This window comes from Pseudoxanthomonas mexicana (genome assembly GCF_014397415.1).
GTDB classification, from domain to species: Bacteria; Pseudomonadota; Gammaproteobacteria; order Xanthomonadales; family Xanthomonadaceae; genus Pseudoxanthomonas_A; species Pseudoxanthomonas_A mexicana.
In genome coordinates, this window is the sequence record NZ_CP060731.1 from 798,301 (window position 1) to 813,866 (window position 15,566).

The 15,566-nt window shown below is 71.0% G+C and carries 11 protein-coding genes; 4 read left to right on the plus strand and 7 right to left on the minus strand.

The features are described 5' to 3' along the window. Window positions 1-46 precede the first annotated feature (46 nt). Window positions 47-697, minus strand: coding sequence for a suppressor of fused domain protein (locus IAE60_RS03610; protein ID WP_187573906.1), 651 nt, complete (start codon window positions 695-697; stop codon window positions 47-49). Window positions 698-861: 164 nt separating this feature from the next. Here IAE60_RS03610 and IAE60_RS03615 point away from each other — a divergent pair, with 164 nt between their 5' ends. Beyond that, entirely contained in the window at window positions 862-2,211 is a 1,350-nt protein-coding gene (locus IAE60_RS03615) for a DNA recombination protein RmuC (protein ID WP_187573907.1), read from the plus strand. Window positions 2,212-2,313: 102 nt separating this feature from the next. On the opposite strand, the gene IAE60_RS03620 is transcribed toward IAE60_RS03615, so the two are convergent. Genes IAE60_RS03620 through IAE60_RS03645 form a run of 6 tightly spaced genes read right to left on the minus strand, consistent with a single transcriptional unit; the run spans window position 2,314 to window position 6,396 of the window. Continuing rightward, a complete protein-coding gene (locus IAE60_RS03620) occupies window positions 2,314-3,327 on the minus strand; it encodes an MlaA family lipoprotein (protein WP_187573908.1) in 1,014 nt (337 codons plus the stop codon). Window positions 3,328-3,355: 28 nt separating this feature from the next. Beyond that, window positions 3,356-3,658: an STAS domain-containing protein gene (locus IAE60_RS03625; protein WP_244966645.1), complete on the minus strand. Its 303-nt coding sequence runs from the start codon at window positions 3,656-3,658 to the stop codon at window positions 3,356-3,358. Further along, on the minus strand, window positions 3,642-4,316 hold the full coding sequence (locus IAE60_RS03630) for an MlaC/ttg2D family ABC transporter substrate-binding protein (protein WP_185894688.1): 675 nt from the start codon (window positions 4,314-4,316) through the stop codon (window positions 3,642-3,644). The genes IAE60_RS03625 and IAE60_RS03630 overlap by 17 nt, the downstream gene beginning before the upstream one ends. Continuing rightward, a complete protein-coding gene (mlaD, locus tag IAE60_RS03635; protein ID WP_187573910.1) occupies window positions 4,313-4,852 on the minus strand; it encodes an outer membrane lipid asymmetry maintenance protein MlaD in 540 nt (179 codons plus the stop codon). Before mlaD ends, IAE60_RS03630 begins: the two co-directional genes overlap by 4 nt. Before the next feature lie 3 nt (window positions 4,853-4,855). Continuing rightward, window positions 4,856-5,608: an MlaE family lipid ABC transporter permease subunit gene (locus tag IAE60_RS03640; RefSeq protein WP_142122896.1), complete on the minus strand. Its 753-nt coding sequence runs from the start codon at window positions 5,606-5,608 to the stop codon at window positions 4,856-4,858. Further along, entirely contained in the window at window positions 5,608-6,396 is a 789-nt protein-coding gene (locus IAE60_RS03645) for an ABC transporter ATP-binding protein (protein WP_187573911.1), read from the minus strand. The genes IAE60_RS03640 and IAE60_RS03645 overlap by 1 nt, the downstream gene beginning before the upstream one ends. 218 nt (window positions 6,397-6,614) lie before the next feature. On the opposite strand from IAE60_RS03645, the gene recC reads away from it, so the two are divergent. From recC to recD, 3 genes are read left to right on the plus strand one after another with little or no spacing between them, the layout of a single operon-like run. Continuing rightward, the gene (recC, locus tag IAE60_RS03650; RefSeq protein WP_187573912.1) at window positions 6,615-9,914 is read left to right on the plus strand and encodes an exodeoxyribonuclease V subunit gamma; all 3,300 of its coding nucleotides are present in this window, start codon (window positions 6,615-6,617) and stop codon (window positions 9,912-9,914) included. Then, window positions 9,911-13,555, plus strand: coding sequence for a UvrD-helicase domain-containing protein (locus tag IAE60_RS03655; RefSeq protein ID WP_187573913.1), 3,645 nt, complete (start codon window positions 9,911-9,913; stop codon window positions 13,553-13,555). Before recC ends, IAE60_RS03655 begins: the two co-directional genes overlap by 4 nt. After that, a complete protein-coding gene (recD, locus tag IAE60_RS03660; RefSeq protein ID WP_187573914.1) occupies window positions 13,552-15,405 on the plus strand; it encodes an exodeoxyribonuclease V subunit alpha in 1,854 nt (617 codons plus the stop codon). Before IAE60_RS03655 ends, recD begins: the two co-directional genes overlap by 4 nt. Window positions 15,406-15,566 lie beyond the last annotated feature (161 nt).

The following is a 15,566-nucleotide window of genomic DNA, read 5'->3' on the forward strand; positions in this document are numbered from 1 at the left end:
GCGGCTGGCAATCGGCGGTGCACCACGTCGCACGACGCGCGGTGCTTCAGAGATACGAGGGTCGCGCCGGGTCGAACACCAGCGGGTAGCGGTGCACGTCCAGCAGGTCGAGGAATACGTCCAGGCCCTCGTCCGAACGCACCAGATCGTATTCGGCATCGGATACCAGGTGCACCGCCAGCGGCTCCACGCCCTGGCCATGCAGGTGCAGGTTGTCGAACAGGTGGCGGTCGGCCGCCACGACCGGCGGCAGCAGCAGGAAAGTGGAGAACGGCGAGCCCGCCAGCGGAGGTTCCGGCAGCGGCACGGTGTGGCCGTAGCCCAGCCAGCTGCCTTCGGCGAACGGCAGCTTGGCCAGCCAGCGCAGCCGTTCGATGAAGGCCTGGTGCGGTGCGCGCACGTACCACAGCAGCTCCCGCGCGGCGGACTCGTCGCCGTCGTAACCCTCGGGCATCGCCATCAGCCGGTCGCTCATGCCGCTGGTGACCAGGACGCAGCCCTCGTCCCGGCCCGAGGCGCGATCCGCGGCGAAATCGCGGGCGTACACGTGCACGTCCACCCGATGGCGCCGGTCGGCGTCGCGGTCGATGCGCGCAGGTTCGCCCAATGCCGCCAGCAGGGCGGCTTCTCGCGCGGCCGCCAGCGCAGGCGCGGAATCGGGCGCGGCGCCCATCAGTGTGCGGAGACGTTGCAGCATGCCGGCCTTCCCCAAGCGGTCAGTGCGCCGCGACTGTGCGTTGCCGCCCCCCGGGGGGTCAAGCCGCGCATCCGCGTCCCGTGACGTGGCGCGCGCTTCCCGTGCGAGGCGGTTCGCGCTGCGTCCGCCTCAGGCGGTGAGACGCCAGCGGCTACACTGTCGGCATGGATTCCCAGACTCTGCTCGTCCTGCTGTTGATTCTCGTCGCCATCGCCGTCGTGCTGCTGGCGGTGCTGGTGTTGCGCCGCCCCGAAGCCCGGATCGGCGACCTGCTGGAGCGCGCGCTGCGCGATGAACAGCGCGAGGGCCGCGGGGAATTGCGCGAGCAGCTGGAGGGCCTGTCGCGCGCGCAGGAAGTCCGCATCGACGGCTTCGCGCGCAGCCTGGCCGACCTGAGCACCCGCACCGACCAGCGCCTGGACGTGCTGCGCGACACGCTCAGCGAAGACGCGCGCAAGGGCCGGCTGGAATCCGCGGAATCGCAGCAGCGCTTCGCCGATGCGCTCGGCCAACGCCTCAACGAGCTCACCCAGCGCAACGAGCAGCGCATCGGCGAGATGCGCGCCACGCTGGAAGGCCGCCTGAAGGAACTGCAGGCCGACAACGCGCAGAAGCTGGAGCAGATGCGCGCGACGGTGGACGAGAAGCTGCAGGCCACCTTGACCCAGCGCTTGGATGCGTCGTTTTCGCTCGTGTCCGAGCGGCTGGAGGCCGTCCAACGGGGCCTGGGCGAAATGCAGCAGCTCGCCACCGGCGTCGGCGACCTGAAGCGCGTGCTGACCAACGTCAAGGACCGCGGTGGCTGGGGTGAAGTGCAGTTGGAGAACCTGTTGGAGCAGGTGCTGACGGCCGAGCAGTTCGCGCGCAGCGTGAAGGTGCGCCCGGAGGGCAACGAAGCGGTGGATTTCGCCATTCGCCTGCCGGGTCGCCAGGACGGCGATGTGCCGGTCTGGCTGCCGATCGACGCCAAATTCCCGCGCGAAGACTACGAGCGATTGATCGAGGCCCAGGAGCGCGGCGACGCCGATGCGATGCGCATCGCCGCCACGCAGCTGGAGCGTGCGATCAAGGTGCAGGCGAAGTCGATCAACGAGAAGTACGTGGTGCCGCCGCACACGACGGACTTCGCGGTGCTGTTCCTGGCCACCGAAGGACTTTACGCGGAAGCCATCCGTCGCCCCGGCCTGGTCGATGCCCTGCAGCGCGACTACCGCATCGTCGTCGCGGGCCCCACCACGCTGGCCGCCCTGCTCAACAGCCTGCAGATGGGCTTCCGCACACTGGCCATCGAGAAGCGTTCGAGCGAGGTGCGCGTGTTGCTGGGCGCGGTGAAGACCGAGTTCGGCAAGTTCGCCACCGTGCTGGAGAAGGCGCACAGCCAGCTGGACACCGTGCAGAACAGCATCAAGCAGGCCGGTGTGCGCACGCGCGCCATCGAGCGCCAGCTGCGCGGGGTTGAAGCGTTGCCTGGCGAAGAGAGCCAGAAGCTGCTGGGTGGCGACGAAGCGGAGTAAGGATGCAGGCTTCCTTCTCCCCGCTGCGCAGGGAGAGGGGGCAGCGCAAAAGAAAACGGCGCCTTGCGGCGCCGTTTTCACTCAATGCACTGCAATCGCGCCTCAACCGCCGCCATTGATCTCCGGCATCGGCATGGCGTCGACCGGCACCGTGGGGTCGGTCTCGTCCTGCAGGTATTCCGGCAACTCGCCTTCGGACGGTTGCTGCGGGGTGCGGTGGCTTTCGATCTGGTAGTTGCGGCGCTGCAGCCACGAGTCGCGGACCAGCGCGTAGTCGTCCACCGCGCCCTCGCGCAGGCTGTCCAGCGAGAGCAGCTGCGCGCGCGTATCCACCAGGTTCAGGCCCTGCAGGAAAATGCGGGTCTTGTCGTCCTCGATCTGGCGCACCGGACTGAGCGGCATGTCGCCGGCCATCCCCAGCACATCGCGGACCGTTCGCGGGCCGAAGAATGGCAGTTCGATGTAGCGCGAACGGCGCCAACCCCACGTGCCCAGCGTCTGCCCGAAATCCTCGCTGCGGCGCTTCATCTTCAGGTCGCTGGCCGGGTCGAACAGGCCGCCGATGCCCAGCGTGGAATTCACCAGGAAGCGCCCGAACGTCTGTGTGGCATCACGCGGGCGGCCCTGCAGCAGCTGGTTCACCATGGTCAGCGGCTGGCGCAGGTTGTCGAAGAAGTTGCCCACGCCCAACCGAACCGGGCGCGGCACCGCCGCCACGTAGGCACGGGCGAGCGGGCGGGCGACGGTGCGGTCGACGGCGTTGTTGAAGCGGTGGACCTGGCGATTGAACTTCTCCCACGGGTCGTACGCGACCGGCGCCTGCACTGGCGCGGGCAGGGTGGGATCGGCGACCGGGTCGTAGGTGGCGCTCTGGCCGTAAATGGCGGCGAAATCGTCCTCGCCTTCAGACGCCGTGGCGTTGTCCGCCATCGGTGCGGGTGCATCGATACTGGCGGGGTCGATCGGCGGCTCGGCGGGCAACGGAGCCGCCGCCGCGGCGGTGCTGTCGATCACCGTGGCCTCAGCCGGCGCGGCCGCCGACGGCTTGGGTGCCGACGCGCAGGCGCTCGCCAGGGCGGCCAGCAGGACGACGGTACTGAGGCGGAACAGATTCATCCTGATTCCTGGAAACTGCGGGTGGGGGTTACGCCGGGAAATCCAGCTCCGGCGTGAGGCGGTACGCGGCCTGCAGATCGGCCAGGCCGGCGGGCTGGCCTTCGACGCGGGGTACCGCGCCGGCGGCGCGCGCGCGCGCCGCCAGTTCCGCCAACAGTGCCAGTCCGGCGCTGTCGACGGTAGTGACGTTGGTCAGGACGAAGCGTTGCACGCCTGCCAGCTGCGCCGCGGCCTGCGCCCACAGCGCCGCGGCCGCGGCGCGGTCCAGCGCGCCGGCGAACACCAGCGCGTCGCCGTCCCGCCTGATGTGGGCGTCACTTGCCGCTGGCACTGCCATTGACCTGCAGCTTGCCGGACTTCAGGTCCGAGGCCACCTGCGCGATGGACTTCTGGCGCAGCGGGGTGTCGAACTGGGTCTTGAAGGTCTGCACGAAGGACACGCCTTCCGGCAGCACGTCGAACACCTTCCACTGGCCCCCGACGTTGCGCGCATAGAACGTGATCGGGGTGACCGTCTGGTCGGGCTGCACGAACTCGGTCTCGACCTTCACGCCCTTGCCGCCCGGCAGCGGCGACTCGGACTTCACCCGCACCTTCAGCCGTGCGTTGAAGTCGGCCAGCCGCGCACCGTAGGCCGACAGCAGGCGCTCGGTCAGGGCCTGGCCGAACAGCTTCACGTCGGCGTCGGAGGCGCCACGGCCATGCACGCCCAGCACCAGACGGGCCGAATAGTCGCCATCGAACAGCGTGTTGAACTCGCTGGTGACGTACTGGCGCAGCGCGGCCGGGTTCGCCTTGAACTCGGCGCGGCGCTGGTCGAGCGTGGCCAGGATGCGCGTGCTGCTGCCCAGTACCACCTGGCTGGCGCTGTTCTGCTTCGCGGCGGCGGCCGGGACGGCGCCCTGTGCGGACACGGTGGCCGGCGCGGCCGCCAGCAGGGCCGCCGACAGGGCGATGGACAGAAGGGAATGCTTGGTCAGGGTCTTCATGGTGTGGGTTCTTCCGTAACGGGGGGCGCGGTCTCGCCGCTGGCCGGGGTTTCCCCGGAGCCTGCGCCGGCATTGTTGGCGCCGCCGCTGAACATGTACTTGCCGGCCAGCTGCAGCAGGTCCACCGCAGGCTGGGTGAAGGCGATCTCGTCGCCGTCCTTCAGCGGCTCAGGATCGCCGCCAGGCGACAGGCCGATGTAGTTCTCGCCCAGCAGGCCGCTGGTGAAGATGCCCGCCGCGGTGTCGGCCGGCAGGTCCTTGAACGTACTGTCGATGGACAGGGTGACGATGGAGTCGAACTTGACCGGATCCAGCTGAATGTCGGCCACCTGGCCGATCACCACGCCGCCGATCTTCACCGGCGCCTGCTTGCGCAGCTGGCCCAGGTTGGAAAAGCGCGCGGTCAGCTCGTAGCTGCCGCCGCCCACGCCGAAACGCTTGTTGGTGGAAGCCAGTGCCAGCACCAGCAGCGAGGCCAGGGCCAGCAGCAGGAAGGCGCCGACGGCGAATTCGAGGCGGGGTCCACGGATGGACATGGGTCAGCTCCTGAACAGCAATGCAGACATGACGAAATTGAACATCAGCACCAGCAGCGAGGCGTTCACCACCGCACGGGTGGTGGCCACGGAGGTGCCCTCGATGGTCGGCTCGGCGTGGAAGCCCACGTAGGCGGCCACCAGCGCGGCGGTGCCGCCGAATACGGCGGACTTCAGCAGCGCCACGCCGAAGTCGTCCCAGAAATCCACGCTGTTCTGCAGCGCCGACCAGAACGTGCCGTTGTCCAGGCCGAGCACGTGCACGGCCTCGAAGTAGCTGGCGCTGATCGCCAGCGAGCAGAAAAAGCCGGTCAGCAGCGGCACCGTCAGCACCGCCGCCCAGAAGCGCGGCGCCACGGCCTTGGCCACCGGATCGATCGCCATAAGTTCCAGCGCCTTGATCTGGTCGGTGGCGCGCATCAGGCCCAGCTCGGCGGCGATGGAGCTGCCGGCGCGGCCGATGAACAGCAACGCGGTCAGCACGGGGCCCAGTTCGCGGTACAGGGACAGACCCAGCAGCGTGGACAGCGCGTCGCTGGCGCCGAACGTGGTCAGCGTGCGGTAGCCCTGCAGCGTCAGCACCAGCCCCACGAACGCGCCGCCGACGGCGATGATCGGCAGGGAACGGCCGCCGATCTTGTAGATCTCGCGGGTCAGCTCGGCCAGGAAGTCGCGGGTCGGCGTGGATGCGCGGAACACCGACAGCGAGAACAGGCCGGCGCGGCCCAGCGACCGGATGGCGGTGGCGAAGGCCATCACGCGGCCTCCCCGCGCTTGACGGTATCGAACGCGATCGGACCGTCCGGCTCGCCACGCAGGAACTGCCTCACCAGCGGGTCCGACGTGGCGTCGAGTTCGGCGGGGGTGCCCGAGAACACGAGGCCACCATTGGCGATCACCACCGCCTGGTCGGCGATCGGCAGCGTCTCGTGCACGTGGTGGCTGACGATGATGCTGGTCAGGCCCAATGTGTCGTTGAGGCGCTGGATCAGGCTCATGATCACGCCCGAGGCGATGGGGTCCAGGCCGGTCAGCGGCTCGTCGTAGAGCATCAGCGGCGGGTCCAGCGCCAGCGCGCGGGCCAGCGCCACGCGGCGCGCCATGCCGCCGGACAGCTCGCGCGGGTAGGCGTCGGCGGCGGCACGCAGGCCGACCGCGTTCAACTTCAGGTCCACCAGCCGGCGGATGAGCGCCTCGGGCAGCTTGGTATGCGTGCGCAGCGGCAGCGCCACGTTCTCCGCCGTGGTCAGGTCGGTCAGCAGGCCGTTGCCCTGCAGCAGTACGCCGATGCCCTTGCGCATCTCCAGCAGCGCGCGGCTGCCGTGCGGCACGGGCTGGCCGAACACCTCCACCGTACCCGCGGCAGGCGGCAGTTCACCGGTCAGCGCGGCCAGCAGCGTCGATTTGCCGCTGCCGGACGGGCCAAGGACGGCGGTAATGCTGCCGCGCGGCACCGTCATGTCGATGCCGCGCAGGATGGTGCGGCCGCCGCGGTCAAGGCGGAGGCCGGACAGGTGCACGGCAGGGGCGTCGGCAGGCGTCATGGGCGTCGTCGGCGAGCGGGTCCGTGGACCGGGGTCAACGGGTTAACGGAAAAACAACGGCGTAGCTTCGCGGCCAGCGGCTGAACATAAACCGTACCGCGCAGTTTGATTATTGTGGCACCCGGACAGCGCCCGCGCGCACGGCCGTGCGGGATGCTGTGGCCCAAACCGTCTGGTCTCCGGTGCTGCGACCGCCATCCGGCACAATGACGGCGACGATGACCGCCGACGCCGCGCCCGACTTCCGCCTGTATCCCTCCAACGCACTGGAGCTGCTTGCGGCGTTGCTGGCCGAGGAGCTGCGCAACCCGGTGCCGGGCCAGTCGCCGCTTGCGCCGGATGTCGTGCTGATCCCCCAGGTGGCGATGCGGCGTTGGCTGCAGGCCACGCTGGCGACCCGGTACGGTGTGGCCGCCAACCTGGAATTCCTCACCCCCGGCGAGTTCGTCGCCCGCGCGCTGGACGCCAATCTCGGTCCGAGCACCGACGACCTGGACATGGCCGCCCTGCAGTGGCGCCTGTACGGCGCGCTGGGCGATCCGACGCTGCGCGGCACGCCCGCGATGGCCTCGCTGGACGCCTGGCTGGGCGACGGCGACCCGCTGAAGCCCTGGGCGCTGGCCGGCGAACTGGCCGGCGTGTACGAGAAGTACCAGGCCTGGCGCCGCGACTGGCTGCTGCGCTGGGAAGCGGGCGCCGACCAGGACGACGCCCAGGCGCGACTGTGGCGCGCGGTCGCCGCCGGGCGCGACTACCGTGCACGCCGCATCCACGACTATCTCGCGCGCTTCGGCCGCGACGACGGCCCGCTCCCGCAGGGCCTGCCGAAACGCCTGCTGGTGTTCGCCACCCTCAACATCTCGCCCGACGTGCTCCGCGTGCTGGCCACCCAGGCGCGCGTGGGCACGCTGCATTTCTACCTGCCCACGCCGGCGCGCGGCTATTGGGGAGACCTGCAGACGCTGCGCGAGCGCCGCCGCAGTGGCGACAGCGCGCTGTTCGCCGACGACGTGCAGGAGAACCCGCTGCTGCAGGCCTGGGGTGCCGCCGGCCGCGACTTCATGGCGCTGCTGGGGGACTACGAAGTGGTGCACCCGCGCGCCGAGATCGACGTCTACGCCGATCCGCTGTCCACGCAGGGCCCCGACACGCTGCTGCGGCGCCTGCAGTCGGACCTGTTCCACCGTCGCGCGCCGGCCGTGCCGCCGCCGCGCGCCTCGCTGGACCTGGCCGATGCCAGCCTGCAGGTCCACGCCTGCCACACCCGCCTGCGTGAGCTGCAGGTGTTGCACGATCAGCTGCGCGCCCTGCTGGACGACCCGCGCTTCGATCCGCCGCTGCAGCCGCGCGAGATCGCGGTGCTGGCGCCGGACATCGATCCGTACGTGCCCTACCTGGATGCGGTGTTCGGCGGCACCGGCCACGACGATGCGCTGCCCTGGGCGCTGGCCGATACCAGCCCGCTGGCGAGCGAACCGCTGGCCGAGGTGTTCCTGCGCCTGCTGGACCTGCCGGTGTCGCGCTTCGGCCTGGACGAGGTGCTCGACCTGCTGGCCAGCGCGCCCATGGCCGAAGCCTCCGGGCTGGACAGCGACGCCATCGACCGCCTGCATGGCTGGCTGCGCCAGGCAGGCGCGCGTTGGGGCCTGGATGCCGCGCACCGCGTCGCTTCCGATGCGCCAGCCGACGACGCCTACACCTGGCAGTTCGCGCTGGACCGTCTGCTGCTGGGCCACGCGAGCGGCAGCGAAGACGAGATCGCCGGTGTCGCGCCCTGGCCGGAGCTGGAAGGCAGCGGCCTGGACGCGCTCGATACGCTGGTGCGCCTGCTGCGCGAACTCGCCCGCCAGCGGCGCGTGCTCGGCGAAGCGCAGACGCCTGCGCGATGGCGTGAGCGCCTGCTGCACCTGCTCGACGCGTTGCTGCCGGAACGGCCGGCCGCACCGCGCGCGCAACGCGCGCTGGACCGCCTGCGCACCCTCATCGACCGCTTCGCCCGCGACGCGGAGGCGGCCGGCTATGGCGGTACCGTGCCGCCGGAGGTGGTGCGCGCGCACTTCGCCGACCTGCTGTCGCAGGCGGACACGCGCGCACCGCTGCTGACCGGCGGCATCAGCGTGGGCCGCATGGTGCCGATGCGCCTGCTGCCATTCCGGGTCATCTGCCTGCTGGGCATGAACGACGGCGACTTCCCCCGGCGCGATCCCGCCGCCGGCCTCAACAAGCTGACCGCCGAACTGCATGCGGGACGGCGCCTGCCCGGCGACCGTTCGACGCGGGAGGACGACCGTTTCCTGTTCCTGCAGCTGTTCGCCGCCGCGCAGGACGTGTTCTACCTCAGCTACCTCGGCAACGACCCGCGCGACGGCAGCGTGCGCGAGCCGTCGGTGCTGGTCAGCGAACTGCTCGACGTCGCCGCGCGCTACCACGCCGATCCCGGCGCGAGGACGCGACTGGTCGTGCGCCACACGCTGCAGCCGTTCGCGCCGGAGGCGTTCGGCAGCCGCGATGAACCGCGCCGCTTCAGCTACCGTGCGCGCTGGCGCGAGGCTGGCCAGCGTCTGGGCGAAGCACGACACGCCCTGGCGCCCTGGCTGTTGCAGCCGCTGCCGCCAGAGAAGGCCGACACGGCCGACCTGTCGCTCGATGCGCTGCGGCGCTTCTTCGCAGATCCTCAGGGGCGCTTCCTGCAACAGCGCCTGGGCTTGCGCCTGCCCGAGCCGGTCGACCAGGGCGAAGATGTCGAGCCGCTGGTCGTCCCCGGTCGCGGGCTTGAACGCGCGCGGCTGCAACAGGCGCTGATCGACGCGATGGATGCCGGCCAGGAAGCCGGCCTGCGCGAACGCCTGCGTGCACGCGCGCTGCTGCCATCGGGTGCGCTCGGCACACGCCAGTTCGAGGCCATGCTGGCGCGGGCGTCTCCGTTCGCGCGGGCGCGTCGCGAGTGGCTGGCGGGCGAGACGGCGGCCTCTGCGGCCTATGCCATCGAGCTCGATGGCCGCCGCCTGCACGGCCGCGTCGCCGACGTGACCGCGCGCGGGCTGGTGCGCCTGCGCGCGGACGCACTCAACGGCCGCGCAGCGCTGCGCTGGGGGTTGGACTGGCTGCTGGCCAATGCGGCGGGTGCGCGCCTGCCGCTGGTGCAGTTCCACGACGGCGACCATCCGGGGCCGCACCTGATCGAGGCGCTGGCGCCGGAGCAGGCGCGCACGGCATTGCGCTGCCTGTTGGCCCTGCACGCGCGAGGCCTGCAGGCGCCACTGCTGTTCGCCCCGTCCACCGGCTGGGATATCTGGAACGCCGAGCCCGGAAAGCGCCGCGCCGCCGGCTGGAAGCGCTGGCACGGCGATGGCAACGGCGGTTGGGCGGAAGGCGAGGGCGAGGCGATCCGGCTCGCCCTGCGCGGTCGCGATCCCTTCGCGCGCGACGACGACTATGCCGAACTGGAGCGCACCAGCCTGGACGTCTACGACCTGCTTCGCCACGGCCGTACGCGCCACGACGGAGGTGCGGCATGAGTGCCCCCGACCTGGCGGAGGAGCCTTACCTGGCGCGTGCCCTGGACGGCGTGCAACTGATCGAGGCCAGTGCCGGTACCGGCAAGACCTACACGCTGGCGACGCTGTTCACCCGCCTGATCGTCGAACAGCGGCTGCGCATGGGCCAGGTGCTGGCGGTGACCTATACCGAAGCCGCCACCCAGGAGCTGCGCAAGCGCATCCGAGAGCGGCTGGCGCTGGCGACGAACGTGATCGGCACGCCGGTGCAGGACGACGAGGACCATGAGATCGCGCTGACGCGTTTCATCCTGGACCGCCATCTCGCCGGCGGCACCGAGACGCCGGCGCAGCTGGCGCGCCGCCTGCGCACCGCGGTTGAGGAAACCGACCTCGCCGCCATCTTCACCATCCACGGCTTCTGCGCTCGCGTGCTGCGCGAACATGCGCTGGAAGCGGGGCAGGGCCTGGCCGCCGTCGAACTGCTCGGCAACGCGCGCGACCTGTATGCCGAAGTCGCCGCCGACCTCTGGCGTGTGCATGCCGCCGATCCGGAGACCGCCGACGCCCTCATCGGCCTGTGGAAGGATCCCGGCACCCTGGCCGAAGACCTGCCCGCACTGTGCAAGCCGTTGCCGTTGTATCCGCTGGCGCCGGTGGAAGGGAACGAGGAACGGCAGGTCGCCGTCGATGCGACGCGTGCGGGATGTGCCGCGCACCTGGTCGAGGCGATTGGCCTGTACCTGGCGGAGGCGCGCGCCGTGATCGCGACGGCGTTCGATGCCAAGGTGTTCGATGGCCGCCGCGCGCGCCGACCGAGCTTCGACAAGGCGTTCGACGAACTGCAGGCCGGTGCCGTCCTCGCCGATTGGCCGCGCACCGACAAGACGCACCTGCAGAAGCTGCTGCCGGACGCCCTGCTGGGCTACTGCAAGGAAGGGCAGGAGGCGCGCGTGCCGGTATCGCCGCTGTTCGACGCCTTGCGCGACTGGTGCGAGGCCGACGATGCCTGGCAGCAGATGCAACTCGCCCGGCGTGCCGCGCTGCTCCACCGCCTGCGCGACGAAGCGCGCCAGCGCCTGCAGCTGCTCAAGCGCACGCGGCGCGTGCAGACCTACGACGACCTGATCGACCGCGTCGCCGACGCCCTGGCGGGTGGTCCGGACACGCTGACGCTGGTGTCCCGCCTGCGCGCGCAGTACCGGATCGCACTGGTCGACGAGTTCCAGGACACGGACGAGCGCCAGTGGCAGATCTTCGCCCGCGTGTTCGGCGATTCCGACGCCGTCCGTGCGATCGGCGACGTGCCCGCCCTGTTCCTGATCGGAGATCCGAAGCAGGCCATCTATGGCTTCCGGGGCGGCGACGTCGCCACGTACCTGTCCGCCAAGCACCATCCCGCCACCGTCCACGCCGATCCGCTGACCCACAACTTCCGCTCGCGACCTGCCGTGCTGCGCGCGGTGCAGGCGCTGTACGCCGGCGCGGCGGCGGCGGGCCAGGAGCCCTTCGCGCATCCCGGCATCCACTTCGAGGCGGTCGAGCCCGGGGGTGCGCAGCGCGACGACCATTACCTGCGCGATGGCACGCCCGCACCGGCACTGACGCTGCGGCTGCTGCGCGGCGACGGTGGACCCCTCGACGCCGACGCCTCGCGGGAAGCCGCCGTCGCCGCCTGCGTGGCCGACATCCATGCCGTCCTCTCCGCGGCCCGCGGGGATCGCGCCCTGATCAGGGGTCGGCGCGTGCAGCCCGGCGACATCGCGGTGCTGGTGCGCAACCACAAGGACGCCACGCGTGTGCAGCAGGCCCTGGCGCGCGCCGGCGTGCCGGCGGTCGCTGCGGGCAGGCAGAGCCTGTTCGAGACCGCCGAGGCCGGCGAGCTGCGCACCCTGCTGCTCGCCCTGCTGCATCCCTCCGACAGCGGCCGGCTGCGTGCGGCACTGTCCACGGTGCTGTTCGGCCAGGACGCCGCCGCCATCGCCGCCCTGGAAGACGGAGGCGATGCGCAGCGCGACCACCAGGCGAAGCTGCTGCACTGGCGCGAACGCTGGCAGCGCAGCGGCCCGTTCGCACTGGTGTCCGAACTGTGCGCCGAACAGGCCACGCGGCTGCTCGGCCTGCTGGACGGCGAGCGGCGGCTGACGAACTACCTGCAACTGGGCGAGCACCTGCAGGAGGCCGCCGCCCGCACGCTGGGCCTGCAGGGTCTGCTCGACTGGCTGCAGATGCGCATCGCCCGTGCCGATCCCGGCGACGAAGCGCAGCTGCTGCGGCTGGAAAGCGATGCGCTGCGTGTGCAGATCGTCACCCTGCACAAGAGCAAGGGCCTGGAATATCCGCTGGTCTACCTGCCGTTCGCCGGGCTGGGCACCCACCGTCCCGACACCAGCCGTCACCGCATCGTGCACGACGACGATGGCCGCCGCGTGCTGCAGTGGAAGATCGACAAGGAGGATGCCGCATGGAAAGCGGCCGGTGAGGCGGCCAGGCGCGATGCCATCGCCGAGGATGCGCGGCTGCTCTATGTCGGCCTGACCCGCGCGGCGCATGCGCTGTGGATCGCGGCGGGCGATGTGAAGGATTTCGACAGGAGCCGCCTTGCGCCATTGCTTGCCGGCATCGCCGGCCTGCGTGCGCAGGCCGACGTGCGCATCGTCGACGGCCCTGCCGAGCCGCCGCCGCCGCGCTTGGCGCAGGACGGTGCGACCGTCGTCGCGCCGGCCCGCACCGCACGCGGCCGCGTCGCCGCCGACTGGTGGGTCTACAGCTTCACCCAGCTCGCGCATGCCGAAGGCGCCGATCCGCTGGCTGCCGCCACCCAGGCCGATCCCGGTGGTGAAGACGAAGCCCCCGCGTCCGATGCCGACGTACTGCCCGATGCGGCCGTCACGCCTTTGGTGCAGGCCGATCCGCGCTTCGCCGGCAGCCGTTTTGGCGTGGTGATGCACGCCGCGCTGGAGAACGCGGACTTCGCTGCATGGCGCGACTGGCAGCCGGGCGATCCCGCGCCCGACGGCCAGGCCGATGTCATCGTGCAGGCCCTGCACGAAGGCGGCTACGCCGAAGCCGACATCGAGGACGGCCTCGCAGTGTTGGTGCCGCTGGTGGGACAGACGCTGTGCACGACGCTGCCGGAAGGCGTGCGCCTGGCCGACGTGCCGGCGGCGTCGCGCCGCGCGGAAATCGAGTTCCACTTCGCCATGCAGCCCACCGCCGTGCCGGCGCTGCTGGCGCTGCTGCATCGGCACGGCCTGCTGCGCCATCGCAGCGCCTTCGGCACACGCGCGCGGCTGGAGGGCCTGATGACCGGCCTGATCGACCTCACCTACGGCCACGATGGCCGCTGGTATGTGCTCGACTACAAGTCGAACCAGCTGCCCGCCTACGACGCGGCGGCGATGCAGCAGGCGATGGTGCACAGCGAGTACGACCTGCAGGCGCTGATCTACACGCTGGCGCTGCACCGCTGGCTGCGCTTCCGCCTGGGCGATGCCTACGACTACGCACGCGACTTCGGCGGCATCCGCTACCTGTTCTGCCGTGGCCTGGATCTGACCCAGCCACGGTCGCCCGGGGTGCATGCGCAGCGCTTTGCGCCCGAGCTGGTGCAGGCGCTCGATGCGCTGTTCGCCGGCCATGCGACGGAGGCCGGCGCATGAGCCTGCTCGACGCGCTCCACAAGGGCGGCCACCTGCGCACGCTCGACCATGCGCTGGCGCAGAGCCTGCGCCGGCTGGACCGCGACACGCCCGATGCCGTGCTCGCCGCGGCGGCGCTGGCGTCGCTGGCGGTGGCCAAGGGTCATGCCGGCGTGCGTCTCGGTGCAGCGGATGCGCTGGTCGAGGCCGAGATCGCCTGGCCCGATGCCACCGCGTGGACACGACAGCTCGAGGCTTCGCGCTGGGTCGACACGCCGGACGATGCCACCGCTGTCGCCGATCCGCATGCGCCGCTGGTGCTGGAAGGCGGCCTGCTCTATCTGCGTCGCTATCGCGAGTACGAGCGCGCGCTGGCGCTGGGCCTGCAACGCATCGCCACGCAGCCGGTGCCGGAAACAGGCATCGAGCCGCTCGCCCCTTTGTTCGCCCGCCTGTTCCCGCAGGCCACGCACGACGACCGCCAGGCGCGCGCGGCCGCGCTCGCTCTGCGCCATGCGCTGCTGCTGGTCACTGGCGGCCCGGGCACCGGCAAGACCACCACCACCGCGCGCCTGCTGGTGCTGCTGGTCGCGCAGGCGTTGCACGCAGGTCGCGCGTCGCCACGCATCGCGCTGGCCGCGCCCACCGGCCGTGCCGCCGAGCGCATGGCCGAGAGCGTGCGCCAGGCGGTACAGGCGTTGGCCGCAATGGACGTGGACGCGGATCTGCTCGCCGCGCTGCCCACCAGCGGCACCACCCTGCATCGCCTGCTCGGCACGATTCCGGATTCCCCACGCTTCCGCCACGACGGCGACAACCCGCTGCCGTTCGATGTCGTGGTCGTCGACGAGGCGTCGATGATCGACCTGCCGCTGATGGCCAAACTGGTCGATGCGGTCGCCAGCGGCACGCGGCTGGTGCTGCTCGGCGACCCCGACCAGCTGCCCTCGGTGGAAGCCGGCGACGTGCTGGCCGCCATCCTCGGCGCCGCGGGCGAAGGCGACGCCATCGGGCGTGCGGATGCCGACGTGCTGCGGCTCCTGCTCGGCGATGCCGACGACACGTCTGTCCTTGCGCAGGAAGGGGGCGAAGCACGCTTCCCCGGCATCCGCGTGCACCTGCAGCGCGGATGGCGCCAGAGCGAGGCGCTGGATCTCGCACCGCTGGCGGCCGCCGTGCGCGAGGGCGACGCCGACGCCGCGCTGGCGCAGCTGCGCGCCGGTACATTGTCCAACGTGCATTTCCACGAAGGACTGGCCGACCCGCTGGAGTCGCAACGCGATGCCCTGTTGGCGCATTTCCGCGCGCTGGGCCACGCCGCGACGCCTGCCGACGCGCTGGCACAGTCCACGCGCCTGCGCCTGCTGACGGCGGTGCGCGAAGGTCCCCAGGGCGCGCGCACGCTCAATGCACGCATCGAACGGTTGCTCGCCGAAGGCGGCGGATCGGGACGCGCCCCGCAAGGCCACTTCCAGGGCCAGTTGCTGATCGTCACCGAGAACAGCTACCGCCACCGCCTGTTCAATGGCGACATCGGCGTCTGCCTGCGCGATGCGGCGGGTACGTTGGTGGCATGGTTTCCCGGTGACGATGCGGACCACCCGCGCGCCTTCCATCCGGCCGCCCTGCCCGCGCACGAATCCGCCTTCGCCATGACCGTGCACAAGGCGCAGGGCTCGGAGTTCGATACGGTGTGGCTGCTGCTGCCCACACGCGGCAACCGCGTACTGTCGCGCGAGCTGGTCTACACCGGCATCACCCGCGCACGCCGCGCATTGCACGTGGCCGGCAGCGAAGCGGTGATCCGCGAAGCGCTGGCGCGGCATGCGGGCCGGTGGTCGGGCCTGGGGTGGCGGTTGGGCGCACGCTGAACACGCTCACTCCCTGTACGCATCGGCTCGCCCGTGCCCCAGGTTGTTTGCGATAACCCCCCCAACGGCGTATACCTGTTCCTGCTGACGGGCAGTCCCTTTCGCCGCATCCTGCTGCTGGCTATCTCCTCTCGGCCCCTTCCGCGCGATCTGCGCGAGCC

Coding starts and splice junctions, on each gene's coding strand:
- IAE60_RS03615 (WP_187573907.1), top strand. CDS start 862: ATGGATTCCCAGACTCTGCTCGTCCTGCTGTTGATTCTCGTCGCCATC.
- IAE60_RS03645 (WP_187573911.1), bottom strand. CDS start 6,396: ATGACGCCTGCCGACGCCCCTGCCGTGCACCTGTCCGGCCTCCGCCTT.
- IAE60_RS03655 (WP_187573913.1), top strand. CDS start 9,911: ATGAGTGCCCCCGACCTGGCGGAGGAGCCTTACCTGGCGCGTGCCCTG.
- mlaD (WP_187573910.1), bottom strand. CDS start 4,852: ATGTCCATCCGTGGACCCCGCCTCGAATTCGCCGTCGGCGCCTTCCTG.
- IAE60_RS03610 (WP_187573906.1), bottom strand. CDS start 697: ATGCTGCAACGTCTCCGCACACTGATGGGCGCCGCGCCCGATTCCGCG.
- IAE60_RS03630 (WP_185894688.1), bottom strand. CDS start 4,316: ATGAAGACCCTGACCAAGCATTCCCTTCTGTCCATCGCCCTGTCGGCG.
- recD (WP_187573914.1), top strand. CDS start 13,552: ATGAGCCTGCTCGACGCGCTCCACAAGGGCGGCCACCTGCGCACGCTC.
- recC (WP_187573912.1), top strand. CDS start 6,615: ATGACCGCCGACGCCGCGCCCGACTTCCGCCTGTATCCCTCCAACGCA.
- IAE60_RS03620 (WP_187573908.1), bottom strand. CDS start 3,327: ATGAATCTGTTCCGCCTCAGTACCGTCGTCCTGCTGGCCGCCCTGGCG.
- IAE60_RS03640 (WP_142122896.1), bottom strand. CDS start 5,608: ATGGCCTTCGCCACCGCCATCCGGTCGCTGGGCCGCGCCGGCCTGTTC.